The sequence below is a fragment of the Pseudomonas sp. RC4D1 genome (assembly GCF_018390395.1).
GTDB lineage: Bacteria > Pseudomonadota > Gammaproteobacteria > Pseudomonadales > Pseudomonadaceae > Aquipseudomonas > Aquipseudomonas danubii.
This window is the reverse complement of the sequence record NZ_JAHBAW010000001.1, coordinates 2,151,909-2,172,068: the sequence shown is the minus strand read 5'-3', so window position 1 is coordinate 2,172,068 and position 20,160 is coordinate 2,151,909. Positions and strand designations below refer to the sequence as shown.

At 62.1% G+C, this 20,160-nt stretch carries 20 protein-coding genes, 6 tRNA genes and 1 pseudogene; 6 read left to right on the top strand and 21 right to left on the bottom strand.

The window, feature by feature from the left end; translation table 11 throughout:
* Positions 1–83: 83 nt before the first annotated feature.
* From murB to KHO49_RS09940, 8 genes are all read right to left on the bottom strand, one after another.
* Positions 84–1,103 (bottom strand): UDP-N-acetylmuramate dehydrogenase, encoded by a 1,020-nt coding sequence (murB, locus tag KHO49_RS09975; RefSeq protein ID WP_102878923.1) that lies wholly within the window; start codon positions 1,101–1,103, stop codon positions 84–86.
* Positions 1,100–1,564 carry a low molecular weight protein-tyrosine-phosphatase gene (locus KHO49_RS09970; RefSeq protein ID WP_110595198.1) on the bottom strand — a complete coding sequence of 155 codons (465 nt, stop codon included), beginning with the start codon at positions 1,562–1,564 and terminating at the stop codon, positions 1,100–1,102. Before KHO49_RS09970 ends, murB begins: the two co-directional genes overlap by 4 nt.
* On the bottom strand, positions 1,564–2,328 hold the full coding sequence (gene kdsB / locus KHO49_RS09965) for a 3-deoxy-manno-octulosonate cytidylyltransferase (RefSeq protein WP_110595197.1): 765 nt from the start codon (positions 2,326–2,328) through the stop codon (positions 1,564–1,566). Before kdsB ends, KHO49_RS09970 begins: the two co-directional genes overlap by 1 nt.
* Positions 2,325–2,510, bottom strand: a complete 186-nt coding sequence (locus tag KHO49_RS09960) for a Trm112 family protein (RefSeq protein ID WP_011060103.1) — start codon at positions 2,508–2,510, stop codon at positions 2,325–2,327. The genes kdsB and KHO49_RS09960 overlap by 4 nt, the downstream gene beginning before the upstream one ends.
* A 23-nt stretch (positions 2,511–2,533) precedes the next feature.
* A complete protein-coding gene (gene lpxK / locus KHO49_RS09955; RefSeq protein WP_110595196.1) occupies positions 2,534–3,544 on the bottom strand; it encodes a tetraacyldisaccharide 4'-kinase in 1,011 nt (336 codons plus the stop codon).
* Entirely contained in the window at positions 3,544–3,972 is a 429-nt protein-coding gene (pocB, locus tag KHO49_RS09950) for a flagellar polar localization protein PocB (protein WP_102863926.1), read from the bottom strand. Before pocB ends, lpxK begins: the two co-directional genes overlap by 1 nt.
* Positions 3,969–4,604: a flagellar polar localization protein PocA gene (gene pocA / locus KHO49_RS09945; RefSeq protein ID WP_162884118.1), complete on the bottom strand. Its 636-nt coding sequence runs from the start codon at positions 4,602–4,604 to the stop codon at positions 3,969–3,971. Before pocA ends, pocB begins: the two co-directional genes overlap by 4 nt.
* Positions 4,605–4,706: 102 nt before the next feature.
* Positions 4,707–6,938, bottom strand: coding sequence for a DNA internalization-related competence protein ComEC/Rec2 (locus KHO49_RS09940; protein ID WP_213664956.1), 2,232 nt, complete (start codon positions 6,936–6,938; stop codon positions 4,707–4,709).
* 139 nt (positions 6,939–7,077) lie between these two features.
* Between KHO49_RS09940 and KHO49_RS09935 the strand changes: the two genes are divergently transcribed.
* Complete coding sequence (locus tag KHO49_RS09935; RefSeq protein WP_102863929.1) at positions 7,078–7,593, top strand: DUF2062 domain-containing protein; 516 nt, start codon at positions 7,078–7,080, stop codon at positions 7,591–7,593.
* A 53-nt stretch (positions 7,594–7,646) separates the two neighbouring features.
* Here the strand turns inward: KHO49_RS09935 and KHO49_RS09930 are convergent, their stop codons facing one another.
* The 4 genes from KHO49_RS09930 to KHO49_RS09915 all read right to left on the bottom strand — a co-directional run bounded on the left by KHO49_RS09930 (position 7,647) and on the right by KHO49_RS09915 (position 10,813).
* Positions 7,647–8,426 (bottom strand): ABC transporter permease, encoded by a 780-nt coding sequence (locus KHO49_RS09930; protein ID WP_102863930.1) that lies wholly within the window; start codon positions 8,424–8,426, stop codon positions 7,647–7,649.
* On the bottom strand, positions 8,423–9,355 hold the full coding sequence (locus KHO49_RS09925) for an ABC transporter ATP-binding protein (RefSeq protein ID WP_102863931.1): 933 nt from the start codon (positions 9,353–9,355) through the stop codon (positions 8,423–8,425). Before KHO49_RS09925 ends, KHO49_RS09930 begins: the two co-directional genes overlap by 4 nt.
* A 132-nt stretch (positions 9,356–9,487) precedes the next feature.
* On the bottom strand, positions 9,488–10,111 hold the full coding sequence (locus KHO49_RS09920) for a glutathione S-transferase family protein (RefSeq protein ID WP_110652138.1): 624 nt from the start codon (positions 10,109–10,111) through the stop codon (positions 9,488–9,490).
* 42 nt (positions 10,112–10,153) lie between these two features.
* Entirely contained in the window at positions 10,154–10,813 is a 660-nt protein-coding gene (locus KHO49_RS09915; protein WP_213664955.1) for a transglutaminase-like domain-containing protein, read from the bottom strand.
* 228 nt (positions 10,814–11,041) lie between these two features.
* Here KHO49_RS09915 and KHO49_RS09910 point away from each other — a divergent pair, with 228 nt between their 5' ends.
* Both KHO49_RS09910 and KHO49_RS09905 read left to right on the top strand, forming a co-directional pair.
* Positions 11,042–13,489, top strand: coding sequence for an acyl-CoA dehydrogenase (locus tag KHO49_RS09910; protein WP_213664954.1), 2,448 nt, complete (start codon positions 11,042–11,044; stop codon positions 13,487–13,489).
* 85 nt (positions 13,490–13,574) lie between these two features.
* Positions 13,575–13,982, top strand: coding sequence for a PA2817 family protein (locus KHO49_RS09905; protein WP_016968255.1), 408 nt, complete (start codon positions 13,575–13,577; stop codon positions 13,980–13,982).
* Between the two features lie 161 nt (positions 13,983–14,143).
* Here the strand turns inward: KHO49_RS09905 and KHO49_RS09900 are convergent, their stop codons facing one another.
* Entirely contained in the window at positions 14,144–15,097 is a 954-nt protein-coding gene (locus KHO49_RS09900) for a LysR family transcriptional regulator (protein ID WP_102863935.1), read from the bottom strand.
* Positions 15,098–15,186: 89 nt separating this feature from the next.
* On the opposite strand from KHO49_RS09900, the gene KHO49_RS09895 reads away from it, so the two are divergent.
* Both KHO49_RS09895 and KHO49_RS09890 read left to right on the top strand, forming a co-directional pair.
* On the top strand, positions 15,187–15,813 hold the full coding sequence (locus KHO49_RS09895; RefSeq protein WP_213664953.1) for an alanyl-tRNA editing protein: 627 nt from the start codon (positions 15,187–15,189) through the stop codon (positions 15,811–15,813).
* A 43-nt stretch (positions 15,814–15,856) separates the two neighbouring features.
* A complete protein-coding gene (locus tag KHO49_RS09890) occupies positions 15,857–16,489 on the top strand; it encodes a LysE family translocator (RefSeq protein WP_102863937.1) in 633 nt (210 codons plus the stop codon).
* A 124-nt stretch (positions 16,490–16,613) separates the two neighbouring features.
* Here KHO49_RS09890 and KHO49_RS09885 read toward each other — a convergent pair.
* The 6 genes from KHO49_RS09885 to KHO49_RS09860 form a co-directional block, all read right to left on the bottom strand.
* A tRNA-Gly gene (locus KHO49_RS09885) sits at positions 16,614–16,689 on the bottom strand.
* 3 nt (positions 16,690–16,692) lie between these two features.
* Positions 16,693–16,768 (bottom strand) — tRNA-Glu (locus KHO49_RS09880).
* Positions 16,769–16,872: 104 nt separating this feature from the next.
* Positions 16,873–16,948, bottom strand: a tRNA-Gly gene (locus KHO49_RS09875).
* 3 nt (positions 16,949–16,951) lie between these two features.
* Positions 16,952–17,027: transfer RNA gene (locus tag KHO49_RS09870), tRNA-Glu, on the bottom strand.
* A gap of 104 nt (positions 17,028–17,131) precedes the next feature.
* Positions 17,132–17,207, bottom strand: a tRNA-Gly gene (locus KHO49_RS09865).
* Positions 17,208–17,209: 2 nt separating this feature from the next.
* A tRNA-Glu gene (locus KHO49_RS09860) sits at positions 17,210–17,285 on the bottom strand.
* Positions 17,286–17,664: 379 nt separating this feature from the next.
* On the opposite strand from KHO49_RS09860, the gene KHO49_RS09855 reads away from it, so the two are divergent.
* The gene (locus KHO49_RS09855) at positions 17,665–18,423 is read left to right on the top strand and encodes a hypothetical protein (protein ID WP_213664952.1); all 759 of its coding nucleotides are present in this window, start codon (positions 17,665–17,667) and stop codon (positions 18,421–18,423) included.
* Positions 18,424–18,492: 69 nt separating this feature from the next.
* On the opposite strand, the gene KHO49_RS31505 is transcribed toward KHO49_RS09855, so the two are convergent.
* Both KHO49_RS31505 and KHO49_RS31500 read right to left on the bottom strand, forming a co-directional pair.
* Positions 18,493–19,356 carry a methyl-accepting chemotaxis protein gene (locus KHO49_RS31505; protein WP_371826160.1) on the bottom strand — a complete coding sequence of 288 codons (864 nt, stop codon included), beginning with the start codon at positions 19,354–19,356 and terminating at the stop codon, positions 18,493–18,495.
* Positions 19,354–19,578 (bottom strand): annotated as a pseudogene (locus KHO49_RS31500) (HAMP domain-containing protein); the annotation flags it as partial. The gene KHO49_RS31505 and the pseudogene KHO49_RS31500, both read right to left, overlap by 3 nt.
* Positions 19,579–20,160: the final 582 nt, after the last annotated feature.

Here is a 20,160-nt window from a genome sequence, read left to right as displayed (position 1 = left end):
GTCGTCATGCATAAAAAAGCCTTGCAGGGTGTAAACCGTGCAAGGCTTTGGACTCAAGCGCTGAGCTTAGTTCAAGAGCTGCCTCAATACAGATTCGGCTCCATCTCCAGCTCGACACCGAAGCGCTCGGCAATATCGCGCTGGATTCGTCGGGCCAACTCCAACAGCTGCAAGCCTGTGGCAGTACCGTAATTCACCAGCACCAGGGATTGCAGGCGATGCACGCCGGCATCGGCATCGCGAAAGCCTTTCCAGCCCGCCTGCTCGATCAGCCAGCCGGCCGCCAGCTTGACCTGCCCGTCGGCCTGGGGATAACCCACCAGCCCCGGATGCGACTGCTTGATCTGCGCCGCCAGCACCGCCGATACCACCGGGTTCTTGAAAAAGCTGCCGGCATTGCCAAGCACCGCCGGGTCCGGAAGTTTCTCGCTGCGGATACTGCAAATCGCCCGGCTGACATCCCTGGCGGTCGGCTGTTCGATGCCCTGCTCACTCAAGCGCTGACGCACCGGACCGTATTCAAGATGCAAATGATCGACACGGTTCAAGGCAAAACGCACCCGCAGAATCAGCCAGCGGCCGGCCTGATGCTTGAACAGGCTGTCGCGGTAGGCGAACTGGCACTGATCCAGATCGAAGTCCCGCAATTCGCCGGTCTGCCGATCAAGGGCGGTGAGACCGACGAACACGTCCTTGATCTCGACACCATAGGCACCGATGTTCTGCATCGGCGCGGCGCCGACGGTGCCGGGGATCAGGCTGAGGTTCTCCAGCCCGGACAAGCCCTGATCCAGGGTCCATTGCACGAAGGGATGCCAGGTTTCGCCAGCCTCGGCTTCCACCACCACCCGCTGCCCATCATCGCTAAGCAAGCGAATGCCGCGGGTGGCCATGCGCAACACCAGTGCCTGGATATCCGTCGTCAGCAGCAGGTTGCTGCCGCCGCCGATCACCAGCAGTGGCAACTGCTGATCGGCGCAATAGGCCAGGGCCTCGCGTACGTCGTCATCGCTGTGGGCCTGGGCGAACCGCTGCGCCTTGACCTCGACCCCGAAACTGTTGAACGGCTTGAGGGACACATCGGATTGAATGTCCAGGCTCATAACCGCCCCTTCAGTTCGATCACCAACCGATCACAGGCATCCTCGATCAGGTCCAGCACCTGCTCGAAGCCCTGCTCACCGTCGTAATACGGGTCCGGCACTTCATCCAGCGGCGCCTCGTAGCGGCGCAGGAACAGATCCAGCTCGGCCTTGCCCAAAGCCGGCTGCAAGGCCTTGAGGTTGCGCAGGTTGCTCTGATCCATGGCGAAAATCAGGTCATACACGGCGAAATCGGCACTGCCAACCTGCTGCGCCCGTTGCGCAGAAAGGTCGTAGCCACGCCGCAAGGCCGCCTGCTGGCTGCGCTTGTCCGGCGCCTTGCCAACGTGCCAGTCGCTGGTGCCGGCGGACGCGACCTGAACCTGATGACCCATGCCGGCTTCATTCAACTTATGGCGCAGCACGCCTTCGGCGGTGGGCGAGCGGCAGATGTTGCCCAGGCAGACGAACAGAACCCGCATCACGCCTCCAACAGGCGCCGAACGCGCTCAAGGTCTTCGGCGGTATCGACGCCAGTGGGAGGTGCTTCCAGGGCATCGGCAACGTGGATGCGCACGCCGTGCCACAGAGCACGCAACTGCTCCAGGGACTCGGTGTTTTCCAGCCAGCACGGCCCCCAACTGACGAAGTCATGGAGAAAACCTGCACGGTAGGCGTAGATACCGATGTGCCGGCGATAAGGCACGCCTTCCGGCAACTGATCATGACTCTTGGCAAAGGCATCCCGGGCCCAGGGCAAGGTGGCGCGACTGAAGGTCAGGGCCAGGCCGTTGAGGTCAGTAACCACCTTGACCACGTTCGGATTGAACAGAGTCTGTGCGTCCTCGATCGGCTCGGCCAGGGTAGCCATGCGCGCTTCGGTATGAGCCGCCAGGTTGGCCGCCACCTGATCGATCACCGAAGGCGGAATCAGCGGCTCATCACCCTGGACGTTGACCACAATGGCATCCGCCGCCAGGCCGAGCTTGCCCGCGACTTCCGCCAAACGATCGGTACCCGAATTGTGGTCTTCCCGAGTCAGCAGCGCTTGCGCGCCAAAGCCCTGGCAGGCCTCGACGATACGCTGATCATCGGTGGCCACCACCACTCGCTCGGCGCTGCTCTTGCAGGCCTGCTCCCAGACCCACTGGATCATCGGCTTGCCGGCGATCAGTTGCAGGGGTTTGCCTGGCAGGCGGGTGGAGGCGAAACGCGCCGGGATGACCACGGTGAAAGCGCTGCTCATTTGTCCAGACGCTCTTCGGTGGTCAGGGTACGGGCCTCGCTTTCCAGCATCACCGGGATGCCGTCGCGAATCGGGTAGGCCAGGCCGGCGCCCTTGCTGATCAGCTCGGTCTTGTCGGCGCTGAGTTTGAGAGGGCCTTTGCAGATCGGGCAGGCCAGGATGTCGAGCAGTTTGGTGTCCATGAGGTTTCCCTGGATAAAAGCGATTAAGGCAACAGACGATCAGGCAGCAGGCGCATCAGCTGGGTATCGAACCAGGCGACGAAGGCCGCGGACGGCACGGCGTCCACCGCCAGGTACCACCAGTCGGCTGCCGCGAAGTCACGGCACTTGACCGCATCTTTTTCGGTCATGACCAGCGGCAATGACGGGGTGAAGGCCAAGGCCTGCGCACTGTATTGGGCGTGATCGGCAAATGCATGGGGGACAGGCCGCCAGTGTAGCGTTTCAAGGGTATTGAAGAAACGCTGGGGGTTGCCGATACCGGCCACCGCGTGCACCGCCTGCCCTGGCGCGAAGTGTTCCACCGGGCGACGCTCGCCGCTCTGCAGATTGACCAGCGCCGAAGGCTTGAGATGGAAGGCAAAACCGTCGGTGCGATCATCGGCAGCGCCGTTGTAGAGCAGGGCATCGACACTGTGCAGACGCTCCACCGGCTCACGCAGCGGGCCGGCCGGCAAACAGCGACGATTGCCCAGGCCGCGGGCCGCGTCGATCAGCACCAACTCCAGATCACGGGCCAGACGGTAATGCTGCAGGCCGTCGTCGGAAAGAATCAGATCCAGCGGTTCGGCAGCCAGCAAGGCCTGCACCGCGCGGCTACGATCCGGGTCGATCATCAGCGGCACGCCACAGCGCTGAACGATCAGCAGCGGTTCATCACCAGCCACGGTGGCGCTGTCGTCGGCCGTCACTCGCCAGGGCAATTGCGGCGGCTTGGCGCCATAGCCACGGCTGACCACCCCGACCCGCAGGCCAAGGCGCTGGCAGTGCTCCACCAACCACAGGATCAACGGCGTCTTGCCTGTGCCTCCGACGGTGATGTTGCCCACCACGATCAAGGGCACCGGTGGTTGATAGATCGCCCCCTCGCCTGCCAGGAAACGCTGGCGCTTGCCCACCACCACACGGCGGTACAGCCATTCCAGGGGCTGCAGCAGTTTCAGCGCAGGATGGCCGTTGTACCAGGCGGCGAGCAGACGATCAGAAAGTGCCATCAGGGTGCCGGCGCCGCCTCGACGGTGGTCATGCGCAAATGGCTGAAGCCGAGCTTGCCGGCCGCGTCCATGGCAGTGATCACCGCTTGATGTTGAGTCTTGCCGTCGGCACTGATGGACAGCGGCAGGTTGGTGTCTCCCGCCGACTCCTTCTGCAAGGCGTCCATCAGGGTCGCCAGGTCATTCTTCGGCAGCACCTGATTGTTGACCGAGAACACGCCATCAGCGCTGATGGCGATATCCAGCTGCTTGACCTGCTGGTCTTCGGCGGGCGAGCCGCTGACCGCTTCCGGCAGATCGACCCGCAGTTGGGTCTCCCGGGTAAAGGTGGTGGTGACGACGAAAAACAGCAGCAGGATGAACACCACGTCAATCAACGAAGCAAGGTTGATGTCCACGGTTTCCCGGGGTTTGCGACGGAATTTCACGCTTTGCCCTCAGCCAGGTCGACATCGCGGTCGCCCTGGATCACTTCCACCAGCTTGATCGCTTCCTGTTCCATGCCCACCACCAGCTCATCGACCCGGCGTTGCAGGAAACGGTGGAAGAACACCGAAGGAATGCCCACCATCAAACCGGCGGCAGTGGTGATCAGTGCCTTGGAAATACCACCGGCAAGCACTGCAGCGTTGCTGGTCATGCCCGATCCCATGAACGAACTGAAGATATCGATCATGCCCAGCACCGTACCCAGCAGGCCCAGCAGGGGCGCCATGGCGGCGATGGTGCCGAGGGCGTTGAGGTAGCGCTCCAGTTCGTGAATGACCCGGGCGGCGGCTTCCTCGATGCATTCCTTCATGATCTCGCGACCATGCTTGGAGTTGGCCAGGCCCGCTGCCAGGATCTCTCCCAGGGGCGAATCGGCACGCAGTTCCTTGAGTTTCTCCTTATTGAGTTGCTTGTCCTTGATCCAGCGCCAGACCTGGCCCAGCAAATGGGGCGGGGTGACTCGGCTGGCCCGCAGGGTCCACAAACGCTCGGCGATGATGCCCACAGCCGCGATGGAACTCAGAATGATCGGCAACATCATCCAGCCGCCGGATTTGACCAATTCCCACACAGTGACAGTCCCCTCGAAAAAGTGCGCCACTCTAACATAGGGGCTGGACGCACCGAAGACCGTGATGTCGCATGCTCAGGGGCTTTAATAACCCACGGTTATTTAAGGCATTGCTGGCCAGTCGCGCCAGAAGCGCCGCTGTTGGCGCAGGCTTTCAGGCTGGCCGAAAGTCCCCAGCCGCAGCTTCAGTGCGCCTTGCTCGGCACTGTCATGAATCACCATGCCCAATTGCCGGTAGCGCGCCACCACCTGGGGATGAGGATGGCCAAAGGCATTGCCCTGCCCCCGGGAAATCAGCACCGCCTTCGGCGTCAACCGCCGGAGCAAGGCCATGGACGATGAGGTACGGCTGCCATGATGGGGCGCCTGCAACCAGTGAATGCGAACCGCCAGCGGACTGCCGAGCAAAGCCCGCTCAGCATGGACATCGATATCGCCGGTGAGCAGCAGGCGTTCGCCGCCGGCCTCGACCAGCAGCACACAGGAAGCCTGGTTGCCGTCTGCCGCCCCCGTCCACTGCCACAGCGTGAAGCGGGCGCCATTCCAGTGCCAGCTCAGCCCGCTATCACAGGAGGCCGACTGCAGGGCAGCCGGCAAGGCCTCAGGCTCGCCGCTGCGCACCTGGCTCACCGGTATCCCGCGCTGGACTGCCAGGGCGCCTCCGGCATGATCGTTATCGGCGTGGCTGAGCAGCATCAAGTCCAACCGTCGAATGCCAAGTTTATGCAGCGTCGGCAGCACCACTCGCTCCCCCAGGTCGAAATCCGCGACTCGCGCACCGGCGTCATACAACATCGCGTGATCACGGGTACGCAGAATGAACGACAACCCCTGCCCCACATCCAACTGCCAGATCTCCACCTCGCCCTCGGGTACCGGGTCCTGGGGAGGCCAGACGGCCAACAGCAACAGCGGCCAACCCAGCACCCGCAGTGGCACGCCCTTGGGCAACAGCAACAACAGCGCGCCCAGGCTGCTCAGGCCCCAAACCCAAAGGGGGATCAACGGCGCCACCCAGGCTGGCCATAATCCGGCCATCGCCCCCAGTAAGCGGAACAGCCCATCCAGCAGGCCACCCGCCAGCCATAACAGCCCTTCACCCACATAAGGCACAGGCAACAACAGACAGCCCAGCAAGGCCGGGGGCAGGACCAGCAGACTGATCCAGGGCACCGCCAGCAGATTGGCCAGCGGACCACTGAGACTGATGGGCAAGCCAAGGGCCAGCAAGGGTGGCAACAGGCCAATACCCATCAACCACTGGGCGCGGGTCCAACTCTGCCACCAACGCCAGGAACCCAGGCGCCCGGCAAAGGTGAAGATGAGCACCGCCACCGCGGCATAGGACAGCCAGAACCCTGGCTGCAAGCTGGCCAGGGGCTCGAACAACAGCACTGCATTCAACGCCAGCAACAAGGGCCACCAAGCCCGCAGGTGACGAAAGCGCCAGCGCCAGAGCAGCACCAGCGCAACCATCACGCAGGCCCTCTGTACCGGCACATCGAACCCTGCCAGCAGGCCGTAGCCCAGCGCCCCGACAAAGGCCAGGGCGCAGGCCCAGGGCAGCCAGGGCCAACGCGCGGGCCAAAGCCCGTAACGAGCCAGCCCTGCCACTGCAAGGTAGATCACTGCGGCCAGCAGACTGATGTGCTGTCCGGATATCACCATCAGGTGCACCGTGCCGGTGTCCTGCAACAGTTGCCAATCTTCCCGCGTCAGCCCCGAACCGTCGCCCATCACCAATGCCGCCAGGCCTGCGGCGCGGCCGTGGGCCTCGACCGCGAGTAAACGCTGGCGCAGACCGTCACGCCAGGCTTGGCGTGCCGGCGCCAGCAGTTGCCCATCCTTGACTGTGCCGGTGGCCCCAATGCGCCGGGCCAGCAGCCAGGCTTCGTAATCGAAACCGTGAAGATTGAGCAGACCGGCAGGACGCCGCAGCTTGACCGCCAGGCGCCAACGTTCCCCGCTATTGACGGGTGGCCCACCGTGCCAGGCCAGGCGAATTCGCCGCGGCAGGCGCTCTCGTCGGGACTGGGCATCCTTGAGCTCAAAGCGCACCACGCTCGCCCCCGGTTCCGGCAAGCCGACCACCCGCCCTTCCAGCCAGCGGGTTTGCCCATCCAGGGACTGAGGCAGGCGATCATCCAGCGCCCATTGCCCGGATGCACAGGCCCAGGCCAAACCGAACAAAAAAAATGCCACCGGATGTGTACGAAAAGGCAGCAACATCAGCCCCCCTATCACCATCAGCAGCAACAACCAGCCGGGCGGCAGCACCGGCATGAAACCCAGCGCCAGCAGTCCTGCGGCCAGGGCCAGCATCCCTGTAACCATCCATCAGCCCATCCTTGGCAGTTCCTAGTCTTGGCTTAGCCGAGGATCGCAGGCGCGGCTTTATCATTTGTCACAATGTCTGAATTTGCGCTGGCTAGAATCCAGTCATAATCCTCGTCTGACCTGACCGAGAAGCCTTATGCCCCGGCACTTATTCAAACGTTACATGCCAGATCCGGTCAGCATCCGGGAACACAAGTCCTTACGCTTTCTTGGCACCCTGTTGCATGACGCCAACCTCTGGCACCTCAATCGGCACTCGGTAGCCCGAGCCATGGCTGTAGGCCTGTTCGCCGCCTTTATCCCGATCCCGATGCAGATGCTGCTGGCCGCGGTACTGGCCATCTGGCTGCGGAGCAACATGCCCATCAGCGTCAGCCTGGTCTGGCTGACCAACCCCATTACCATGCCGCCGGTGTTCTTCTGCACCTATCAACTGGGCGCCTGGCTGATGAATGTGCCGACGCGCACCTTGCCCGACGAACTGACCTGGGAATGGATCAGCAGCCAGCTCAGTACCCTGTGGCAACCCTTCCTTCTCGGCTCGGTGGTGGCCGGATTGGTGCTGGGAGCCCTGGCCTATTGCCTGACCATGCTCTACTGGCGCTGGTGGGTCGGCCGCCAATGGCACAGACGCAAGCAACAGCGGCGATGACAAACGAAAACGGCCTCCCAAAGGAGGCCGTTTTCAGTACACCATCACGGCGTTTACTGACGCATGCCGCGGCCGCTGACCAGCAGTCGGGCACAACCGATATAAAGCACCACGGTGGCCACCAGCATGAAGGTGATGGCCACACTGATCTTGATGTCCGAAACCCCGAGAATGCCGAAACGGAAGGCGTTGACCATGTGCAGCACCGGGTTGGCCAGGGACACGGTCTGCCAGAACGGCGGCAGCAGATTGATCGAGTAGAACACTCCGCCCAGGTAGGTCAGGGGCGTCAGCACGAAGGTCGGGATAATCGAGATATCGTCGAAGTTGCGCGCAAACACCGCGTTGATAAAGCCCAGCAGCGAGAATATGGTTGCCGTCAGCACCACCACCAGCACGGTCACACCCAAGTGATGCACCTGCAGCTTGGTGAAGAACAACGACAACAGGGTCACGATGATTCCCACCATCAAGCCCCGCAGGACCCCACCCAGGGTGTAGCCGATGAGAATGGTGTGGGGCGATACCGGCGACACCATCAATTCCTCGATGGAGCGCTGGAACTTGCTGCCGAAGAAGCTCGACACCACGTTGCCGTAGGAGTTGGTGATCACCGACATCATGATCAGCCCCGGCACGATGTACTCCATGTAGGTGAAACCACCCATGTCGCCGATCTGCCGACCGATCAGATTACCGAAGATGACGAAGTACAGAACCATGGTAATGGCCGGCGGCAGCAGGGTCTGTGGCCAGATCCGGGTAAAGCGTCGGACCTCGCGATAGACAATGGTGTTGAGCGCCACCAGATTGGGTTTCAACTCGGAACTCATACCGCCACCTTCGACAGATTCTTCTCCACCAAGGACACGAACAACTCCTCAAGTCGGTTGGTTTTGTTACGCAGGCTCAAGACCTCGATGTTCTGCAGGGCCAGTTGACCGAACAGCGCCGTAATCCCCACAGCCTTGTCCACCTGGACTTCCAGGGTGTGGCTGTCCACCAGCCGGGTCGGGTAGCCCGCCAGCTGCGGCGCCACACTGAGATCGTGCTTGAGATCGAGAAGGAAGGTTTCCACATGCAACTGGCCCAGCAACTGCCGCATGCTGGTGTTCTCGACGATGGTGCCGTGGTCGATGATGCCGATGTTGCGGCACAGCTGCTCAGCCTCTTCCAGGTAATGGGTGGTGAGGATGATGGTGATGCCTTTCTGATTGAGCTCGGTGAGGAAGCTCCACATCGAACGGCGCAGCTCGATATCGACCCCGGCAGTGGGTTCGTCGAGGATCAGCAGGCGCGGCTCATGCACCAGCGCACGAGCGATCATCAGGCGGCGCTTCATGCCGCCGGACAGGGAGCGCGAAGGCACATCGCGCTTGTCCCAGAGGCCGAGCTGGGTCAGGTACTGCTCGGCCCGCTCCTTGGCGATCTTCGCCGGAATGCCGTAATAGCCGGCCTGAGTGACGACGATGTCGAAGGTCTTCTCGAACTGGTTGAAGTTGAACTCCTGCGGCACCACGCCGATGCAGCGCTTGAGCGCCGCAGGCTCACGATCCAGGTCGTGACCGAAGACATTCACGGTGCCGCTGGTCTTGTTCACCAGGGTCGAAAGAATGCCGATGGTGGTGGATTTACCGGCCCCGTTAGGACCAAGCAGGGCGAAAAAGTCACCTTCGGCGACATCCAGATCGATACCACTCAGGGCCTGGAAACCGTTGCCGTAGGTTTTGGTTAGCTGCCGGATGGACAGAGCGGAACTCATATCGGATTCATGCACCAAGAAGAGGGAATTGTATAAGTGAGGGCAGCCTGGCTGGATTGCAACGACGCCAGGCGCTCGCCATGTTGCGGGTCGAGGCCGCGCAAGTACAGTCACGCGTATCGATAGTGGGTATTAAGTCAACGCGGTCATCACCGCCTGACGATAGGCCGGACGCTGCTTCAAGCGCTGGTACCAGGCCTCAAGATGGGGCATCGAAGGCCGCTCGATGGGCATCTCGAACCAGGCATAGATGAAGCTGCCCAGCGGGATATCGCCCACGCCGATTTCTTCTCCCGACAGATAGGGCTGCCCAGCCAACGCCTGATCGACCCGGGTCAGCAACTCGGCGCAAGTGGCCTTGGCGGCATTGATCTGTTGCCAGTCCTGCTGCGCCTCGGGGGTACGCAACACGCCCCAGAACAACTGCCGGAACGGTTCGGCGAAGGTCGAGGTGGTCCAGTCCATCCACTTCTCGGCACTGGCCCGGGCCTGCACATCGGCCGGATACCAGTGGCTATTGGCGGCATGCCGGGCCGCCAGGTAACGCACGATGCTGTTGGACTCCCAGAGCACGAAGCCATCGTCTTCAATCATTGGGATGCGCCCATTGGGGTTCAGCGCCCGATATTCCGGGGTGTCCACTAGGCCGAAGGCACCGCCGGCATCCAGGGACTCATAGGCCAGCGCCAACTCTTCAGCGCACCACAACGCCTTCCTGACATTCGACGAGTTCTTGCGACCCCAGATCTTCAGCATGACCATCCCTCAGTAATGAATGCCGGGGCAGTCTACGCCTGATCAGCCGCGACTCAAATCGTCGTGCATGTCCCCCAGCGGCACAGGGTTCTGCTCATTGAACAGATGGGGGTAGCACTTTTCCAGGTGGCTAAAGAACAGGCTCTGCGGCACATCGGCGAAGCGCCCATGGTCCACCAGGTACTCCATGGATTGGTCGCCCTGGCGGTTGAAGGGGTGGAAAACACTGTCCTGCACACCGTCAAAATCCAGCGGCGCCACGTCGAACAACTCGCACAGACTCTGATTGAACGCCGGCGTCGCCTTGACCCAGCGTCCGTGCAGGTACAACTCGGTGTAGCCGTGCATGGCGAACACATCGCTGCGCAGCAACTCCAGCAGACGGGGCGTCGACAGATGATTGCGCACATCCGCCAGACCGATACGCGCCGGAATCCCGCAATGCCGGGCGCAGCCGGCGAGCAAAGTGGCCTTGGGCACGCAATAGCTTTCGCCGCTGGCCAGGGCATGGCTGCCTCGCAAGGTCTCGGGGTCGCGGCTGAAGGAATAGAAGTTGTAGCGCACGGCCTCACGCACGGCGTAGTACAGGCTCACCGCCTGCTGTCGCGGATCACCACTGGCACCGCGATGAGATTCGGCGAACTCCACCACTGCAGGGTGGTCACTATCGATGAAGCGGCTGGGACGCAGGTACTCGTGCATGGGCAAAACCTCCGAGCGAAGCCTGGAGTCTATCGAGGCGTGCGTCCCAGCGATAACGACGTTTCGGCCAAAGGTCAGGGTCGGCTCGATCCAATCGGACCGGGTTTGCCAGCCTTGGCTCGACGGCAAAGTCGACCGCTGTACTCGCACCGCACCGATCACCCGCTTTGTCGGAGGCCGACTAAGCTCTGATGGTGATTTGGCCCCTGGTTTCATGGAGGATTGAATATGCTGTTGTTGTGGATACTGGTTCTGCTGGTTGGAGTGGCCTACCTGGCGCACCGCCGCACTGCCCCTCTGCCCGCCCTGGGCGCAGTGGCCGTTTTCCTGCTGGCCATGGGCGCCTTCAGCCGAGCACCCGGCTGGTTGTTGCTGGTTTTCTGGGTAGTGCTGGCGGCCGTCGCCGCGCCTTTGCTGCTACCGGACCTGCGACGCAAGCACTTCAGCGCACCGCTGTTCGCCTGGTTCCAGAAAGTCCTGCCGCCGATGTCGCAGACCGAGCGCGACGCCATCGACGCCGGCACCGTGTGGTGGGACGGCGAGCTGTTCAGCGGCCGTCCGGACTGGAACACCTTGCTGGCCTACCCCAAGGCCCAGTTGACCGATGAAGAACAAGCCTTTATCGACGGTCCCACCGAGGAACTCTGCGCCATGGTCAGTGACTGGCAGATTGGCCAGCACATGGACCTGCCGCCCGCGGCCTGGACCCATATCAAGGAACATGGCTTCTTTGCCCTGATCATTCCCAAGGAGTACGGCGGCAAGGGTTTTTCCGCCTACGCCCACTCTCAGGTAGCGATGAAGCTGGCGACCCGCAGCGGCGACCTGGCCTCCACGGTCATGGTCCCCAACTCCCTGGGCCCGGCGGAACTGCTGCTGCATTACGGCACCGAAGAACAACGCAACCACTACCTGCCGCGCCTGGCTCGTGGTGACGACATCCCCTGCTTCGCCCTCACCGGCCCATTGGCAGGCTCCGACGCAGGAGCCATGCCCGACACCGGCATCATCTGCAAGGGCCAATGGCAAGGCGAGGAAACCCTCGGCCTGCGCCTGAACTGGGAAAAGCGCTACATCACCCTGGGCCCGGTGGCCACCCTGCTGGGGCTGGCCTTCAAGGCCCACGACCCGGATCACCTGCTGGGGGACGAGGAAGACCTGGGCATCAGCCTGGCGCTGATCCCTACCGATACCCCGGGGGTCGAGATCGGCCGCCGCCACCTGCCCCTGGGCGCGGCCTTCATGAACGGCCCGAACTCCGGCAAGGACGTGTTCATTCCCCTGGACTACCTGATCGGCGGCCGGGAAATGCTCGGCAAAGGCTGGATGATGTTGATGAACTGCCTGTCGGTGGGACGCTCGATCTCCCTACCGGCGGTGGGCACCGGCGCCGCCAAGTTCACCAGCCTGGTGACCGGCCAGTACGCCCAGGTACGGGAGCAGTTCAATGTGCCCCTCAGCGCCTTCGAGGGGATTCAGGAGGCCCTGGCCCGCCTCGGCGGCAATGCCTGGCTGATGGACAGCGCGCGCATGCTGACCGCCAACGCCGTGGACCTGGGAGAGAAACCCTCGGTGCTGTCGGCCATTCTCAAGTACCACCTCACTGAGCGCGGACGCGAGTGCATCAGCCACGCCATGGACGTGCACGGTGGCAAGGGCATCATCATGGGGCCCAACAACTACCTGGGCCGCAGTTGGCAGGGCGCGCCGATCTTCATCACCGTGGAAGGCGCCAATATCCTCTCGCGCAACCTGATGATCTTTGGCCAGGGGGCCATCCGCTGCCATCCGTTCGTGCTCAAGGAAATGGCCCTGGCCGGACGCGAGGACCATGACCAGGCCCTGCAGGAATTCGATGCCCTGCTGCTGCAGCACATTGGTTTTGCCGTGAGCAACGCCGCCAGCACCCTGGTGCTGAACCTGGGCCTGGGCCACTTCGAACAACCCCCGGGAGACAAGCTCAGCCAAGGCTACTTCCGCGCCCTGAACCGCCAGGCTGCGGCCTTCGCTCTGCTGGCCGACGTGTCCATGATGCTGCTGGGGGGCGAGCTCAAGCGCCGCGAGCGCCTGTCGGCGCGCCTGGGCGACGTCCTCAGCCACCTGTACCTGGCCTCGGCGGCGCTCAAGCGCTACCACGATCTGGATTCACCGGAGTACCTGCGGCCCCTGCTGGCCTGGGCCCTGGAAGAAAGCCTCGGCCACTCCGAACGCGCCCTGGACGAGTTGCTCAGCAACTTCCCCAGCCGAGTGTTCGGCTGCCTGCTACGGGTATTGGTGTTCCCCTTCGGCCGTCGCCATACCGGGCCGTCGGACCGCCTGGATGCCGAAGTGGCGGCGATCATTGGCCGCGCCCAGGGCGACCCGGCCCTGGAAGCGGTGCTCGCCGGCTGCTATCGCCCGCAATCCACGGACGATCCGGTAGGCGCCCTGCAGCACGCCTGCGACCTGCTGAGCGCGACCCATCCGCTGCAGAAAAAACTCCACGAAGCGCTGAAAAGCGGCCAAGTCAAACCGGCGGCGGGCGAGTCGCCCATCGATGCGGCCCTGGACGCCGGCGTGCTGCAAGCGGCCGAAGCCCAGAGCCTGCGGGACGCCGAAGCGGCGCGACGCAAAGTCATCGATGTGGATGATTTCGCCAAGGAGGAACTGACCTTGAGCGAGGGCAAGACCCGCTAAACGGGCCCCTTGGGACAGGTCGATTATGAAACCGGGCGCGAGGGCTATATACTCCCGCGCCCGTTTTGCTCTTGAGGACCCTGTCATGTCCAACGTCGTCGCCGATCATCTCGTCCTCCTGGACCACCTGCGCAGCATCCTGGTGGCGGTGGGAGAAGCCGAACAGGTTCCCGAAGAAAGCCATGCGCTGTTCCTGGAGCGCTTCGATGAACTGCGCGCCTCGCTGCCGATCGACCCGATCGAAAGCCAGTACCTGGGCCAGGACCTGCTGTGCCAGATCATGCAGCGCTATCCGCAGATCGCTCATCTGGTGCCTCGCGACCTGCTGTGGTTCTTCGCCGGTGACTGCCTGCACTACATGCCCGATGAAGAAATCGACCTGTACCAGGCCCTGGAAGAACGCCGTTTCGAAGCCGAGCAGAACGACGAGCCCTTCGACTGGAACCAGGAAAAACAGCTGCTGGCGCTCTCCGCCCAGGACAGCAAGCACTGATTGCCGCGCCTCGCGCAGCCAAGGCCCGCCCGGCTTTTCCGGCGGGCCTTTTTTATGCCCGCCTTATCGCGTCGTCCTCGCAGGAGCCGGCTTGCCGGCGAAGAGGCCCTTGGTTTTTTGCATCGCCCTCAAAGGCATCTTCGCTGGCAAGCCGACAGTTTCTACAAGATGCGTTCGGCTTTGCCAGGGCGGTTCAAGGTCGGCTCCCGAGCCAGGCACTCCACCAGATAGTCGATGAAGACCCGCAGCTTGGGCGGCAGGTAGCGGGTTGGCGAATGCAGGAGCCAGGCACCGCCGTGATAGGACGCAAGAAAGGTCCACTCCGGCAACACCTGGACAATCAGCCCCTGTTCCAGAGCATGCCGCGCGGTGAAATACGGCAGGCTGCCAATGCCCAGATGCTGCAGCACCGCATCCAGGCGCACCCCTGTGTGGTTGGCGGCATAACGCCCGCGCACACCGACAGTCACCGCCTTGCCGCCTTGAGTGAACTTCCACCGCGCATCGCTGGGGGTTTCGCCAAGATAGATGCAACTGTGCTGGCGCAGGTCCTGAGGATGCTGCGGCGTGCCCTGCTGCGCCAGGTACTGCGGGGTGGCACACAGCAGGTGATCAATGCGCAACAACTGACGACCAATCAAACCTGGCGGCGGGCGATCGGTGATGCGAATCGCCAGGTCGACATTGTCTTCAATCAGGTCGATATCCCTGTCTTCATGCAGCAGTTCGACATCCACCTTCGGGTAGCGCCGAAGAAACTCCGGCATATGAGGATGCACCACGAAGCGCCCCACTGCCTTGGGCACACTGACCCGCACCACGCCCTCGGCCTCGTGGGTGAACTGACCGCTGATCTCCATGACCGAACGGGCCGCACTGACCATCTCGCTGCAGCGCTTGAAAACCTCTTCGCCGCCGTCGCTCAAGCGCAACTTGCGGGTGGTGCGTTGCAGCAGGCGCGTGGCCAGGGCCTTCTCCAGCCGCGAGATGCTGCGGCTTACCGCCGACGGCGAGGAACCCAACTGACGCGCTGCTTCGGAAAAGCTGCCGGTTTCTACGACCCTGACGAAGATGGCCATTTCTGCCAGTAAAGGCAGGGGGAGATTTATGCTCATGACGCAATAGTCCATTGAGTTTTGAACGGATTATCACGCAATTACCCAAGCCTCATAATAAAAAAACACTTGGTTCCAGGGTTTGAGAAATGACGCTTCGCCTGTACTTCGAACACGACCTGCTGACTGCCCCGGTAGAACTGCTGACCTGCGTGCCCCGGGACGATCTGTTCGCCGCGACCTTGCACGCCACGCCCTTTCATCCCCAGGGTGGCGGCCAACCCAGCGACACGGGCTGGATTGGCGAGGCCCGCGTACTGCGAGTCACCCAGGAAGGCGAGCAGATCGTGCATTACCTGACTCAGCCGCTGACGCCGGGAAGCCATGAAGCTCGCGTCGATGAAGAGCAGCGCCTGTTCAACAGCCGCATGCACTCCGCCGGACACTTGATTGGCCACTTCGTACAGAGCCTGGGCTGGATACCGATCAAGGCTCATCACTGGCCGAACGAGGGACGGGTGTCGTTCAAGCCCGGCGAACAGCCTCAGGCAATCGACTGCGCCCGGGTGCAGAACGCCCTCGCACAATGGATCAGCGAGGATTTTCCCCGGCATATTTCCCTGGCCGCCGGATCGCGCCAGATCAGCTTCGGCCAGTTGCCCGCCTACGGTTGCGGCGGCACTCACGTCCAGCACTTGCAACAGCTGGGACGGGTGATCATCGACTCGGTCGCGGAGAAAAAAGGCACCCTTTCAGTCAGCTACAGCCTCGGCTGAGCCACCCACGCTTTTACCCACCTTCCTGCCTTGCGGAGTCCGCATGCTGTCCAATTATCTTGGGGAATTTCTTGCCCTGGCCGTCGTTCACTTTCTTGCCGTGGTCGCCCCAGGCCCGGACTTTGCCGTCACCATTCGCCAGAGCGTGCGCTTTGGCCGAATGACCGGTGTCTGTACCGCCCTGGGGATCGGTGCCGGCATTTCGGTGCATGTGCTCTACACCCTGCTGGGGGTCGGTGCACTGATGCACGCGACGCCCTGGCTGCTGAGCGCCGCCAAGCTGCTGGGCGCGGCCTACATTCTGTACTTGGGCGTCAGCCTGTTGCGCAGCAAGGCCAAGACCAGCATCCCAGGCGACACGGCGCCGGATGAGCCGCAGCAGACGTTACTGCGGGCCTTTATCACCGGTTTCCTGACCAACGCCACCAACCCCAAGGCGACCCTGTTTTTCCTGGCGATCTTCACCACCCTGGTCAGCGCCACCACGCCGTTGAGCATTCAGGCGCTGTATGGCGCCTGGATGTGCCTGGTGAACGCCCTGTGGTTCGTCATCGTCGCGCTGTTCTTTTCCAGCACCCGGGTCCGCCTGCTGTTCATGCGCCTGGGCCACTGGTTCGAGCGCTGCATGGGGCTGATCCTGCTGCTGTTCGCCGGACGCCTGCTGCTGTCGCTGTAAGCGACCTACGACAAAGGCCCGCACAGTCGTCTGACTGGCGGGCCTTTTTTTGTCCATGGCAGGACGAAGCGTTGAATCGCAGACAAACAAAAACGCCGCTCAATGAGCGGCGTTTTTGTGAAATTGGAGCGGGAAACGAGACTCGAACTCGCGACCCCGACCTTGGCAAGGTCGTGCTCTACCAACTGAGCTATTCCCGCAAATGGCGTCCCCTAGGGGACTCGAACCCCTGTTACCGCCGTGAAAGGGCGGTGTCCTAGGCCACTAGACGAAGGGGACACGCTACCCGGAACACATGGTGTGTGTTTCGGTGTCCAGACCCGCATCCGAAAACTTGGTTCTGGTTTCACTCGACCCCGCCCGAAAGCAGTGCCGTTTAAAATTGGAGCGGGAAACGAGACTCGAACTCGCGACCCCGACCTTGGCAAGGTCGTGCTCTACCAACTGAGCTATTCCCGCAAATGGCGTCCCCTAGGGGACTCGAACCCCTGTTACCGCCGTGAAAGGGCGGTGTCCTAGGCCACTAGACGAAGGGGACACGCTACCCGGAACACATGGTGTGTGTTTCGGTGTCCAGACCCGCATCCGAAGACTTGGTTCTGGTTTCACTCGACCCCGCCCGAAAGCAGTGCCGTTTAAAATTGGAGCGGGAAACGAGACTCGAACTCGCGACCCCGACCTTGGCAAGGTCGTGCTCTACCAACTGAGCTATTCCCGCATTGGCGTCCCCTAGGGGACTCGAACCCCTGTTACCGCCGTGAAAGGGCGGTGTCCTAGGCCACTAGACGAAGGGGACACGCTACAACATTCACTACCTTCAACGTTTCGCGCTTTGCTTTCCGTTGAAAGTGGCGCGCATTCTATGGATGCTTTGGGAGGCCGTCAACCCCCAGATATAATTTTATTTAAATCAATGACTTCGGAGTGGTTTTAGGCTCACTTCGGGCTTTTCTGCCGTCCGCGCTTTGACGCCTATATTCTGGCACTCGACAAGACGCTATAGTCCCCCGCAGCCGGTGATGGCAATTTGAACCTGGGGCTCACCCTGGTGGTTCTATACCTATATAAGCAGCACAACTCATGCCCGGCTCGTCGAGCGGCGCTATGCGTCTAAATGCCAAGCCACTACACTCGCACGCGAATCCTATAACGAGGTTTTAACGGTGACACCACTCATGATCACCCTGCTGGTAATAGCCGGGATCGCACTATTGATCGCCATTGGCTACATGAACCATGTGGTGGAAAACAACAAACTGGAAAAGGCCCGTACCAAAGTCGAACTCAATGATCGCCTGCGTCGCTGCGGCGAGATCACCGAAACCTTCCCTGGCCAGTTCATGTCACCGGCCCTCAAGCTGCTGCTGACACGCCTGGAACTCAACGTTGTGCAGCGCATGCTCAACCTCGACAAGACAGATAGCGCTCTCAAGGCGCGTCTGGCCGAGCTCAATACCTTGGTGGGACAGGGCGAATCGATTCCGGTGAACAATCCACCGTCGCCGATCCAGACCGAAGCCAAGGCCAAGGATGTTCGCTTCCTGCTGGAGGCCATGCACGGCCAGGTCACCCGTGCCGCCCACGATGGCTTCCTGCAACCCAATGAAGCCAAGCGCTGGATCAAGGAGATCCGCCATATCCTGGTGTTGCTGCATATCGAGTTCTTCAACAACCTGGGGCAATACGCCCTGCAACAGAACCAGCCGGGCCAGGCCCGCCTGGCCTTCGAACGCGGCGTGCAATACCTGCGCAAGCAACCGGACCCGGCGGTCTACAAGGAACAGCTGGAATACCTGGATAAGCTCCTGGCCCGTGCCAACGCCATGGTGCTGTCGACCCTGGAGCCCGCGCCAGACGAGGACAACGAGCTGACCCAAGGCCTGAAGACCGTGGAAGCCGACGCCGACTGGAAGAAGAAAGCCATCTACGACTGATATGAAAAACCCCCGCCTGGCGCATCCAGCGCCAGGCAGGGGTTCGATGCAACAGCGCCCTCTTCGCCGCTACAAGCGGAAATGCCCCACCATCCCCTTCAACTCCACACCCAACTGCGCCAGCTCGATGCTCGACGCAGCATTGCCTTGCATGGCCAGGGAAGACTGGTCGGCACTGGCACGAATGCTGGTGACACTGCGATTGATCTCTTCAGCCACCGAACTCTGCTGTTCGGCGGCAGCGGCAATCTGCTGGTTCATCTGCTGAATCAACGACACCGCCGCGGCAATACTGCCCAGGGCACTTTCAGTCTGCAGGGCATCGCTGACCGCCAGCTTCACCAGCTCGCCGCTGCTCTGGATCTGCTGCACGGAAGAATCGGCAGCGGCATGCAATGCCGTCACCAGACGCGCGATCTCCTCGGTGGACTGCTGGGTACGTTTGGCCAAGGCCCGAACTTCATCGGCCACCACCGCAAAGCCCCTGCCCTGCTCCCCCGCCCTTGCCGCCTCGATGGCGGCATTGAGGGCCAGCAGGTTGGTCTGCTCGGCAACGCTCTTGATGACATCCAGCACGCTGCCGATGTTGTCGATCTCAGCGCTCAGGCTCTCGATGCCGCTGCTGGCCCGGGTCGCGGAATCCGCCAACTGCTCGATGCGTTGCATGCTCTGGCGCACGACCTGCTGGCCACTCTCCACCTTGTCATCCGCCGCCTGGGCGGCCTGGGCCGCTTGCTCGGCATTGCGCGCCACATCGTGCACCGTGGCGGTCATCTGATTCATCGCGGTGGCCACCTGCTCGGTTTCTTCCTTCTGGGTACTGACTTCAAGGTTGGTCTGCTCGGTCACCGAGGACAGTGACTGGGCCGAACTGGCCAGTTGCTCGATCCCGGCCTGCAGGCCACTGACGATACCGCTCAGGCCACTGCCCATCTGCTGCATCGCCTGCATCAACTGGCCGATCTCGTCACGCCGGGTGACCATCACTGTGGCACTCAGGTCCCCCGCCGCGATCTGCTGGGCCACATGCATCACACTGCGTAGCGGACGAACGATCAGGCGAGTGATGCTCAAGGCCGCCAGCAGCCCCACCAGCAATGCCAAGGCCGAGGAGCCGATGATCAGCAGGGTGTTTTTCTCCAGCTCCCCCTGCATCGACAGATCTTCAGCGGCATAAGCCTGGTCGACCCGTGCCATCACCTGGGCGGCGCGCTCATGCAACGTCTGATAGACCTGCTTCTCCTGAGCCAACAGGCCGGTGTATTCGTTGAGTTTTTCGCTGAAGTTGCCGATGTGCCCAGCGACCTCGTTGAGCACCGTCTGGTAGCCCCCATCCTTGACTGCGCTCTTCAACTGCTCGGCTTGAGCCAGGGCCTGCTCGGCCTGCTCGATATTGCCCTGCTCGGCACTGCCTTGCTCATCCCCCTTGCGATTCTGGTCCAGGCGCACCCGAGCTTCGTTCATGGCTTGCAGCATCAGGCGCGAAACCTGGCTGATCTGATTGGCCTGTTCGATGAACTCCGCGCCCTCCTTGCCCTGGGAATCCTTGAGCGTATAGGCGCCGTCATCCGCCAGACCGGCCTGCAGCACATCAAGGTTGTTGGCCACACTGGACACCGACCAACTGGCCATTTCCAGGGCCAGGTCCTTGGCCTGGGTCAGCTCGACGAATTCATCGAAGGCCTTGCGGTAGTCCGCCAGCGCCAGTTCGACCTCCCCCATCACTGACTGGTTGGC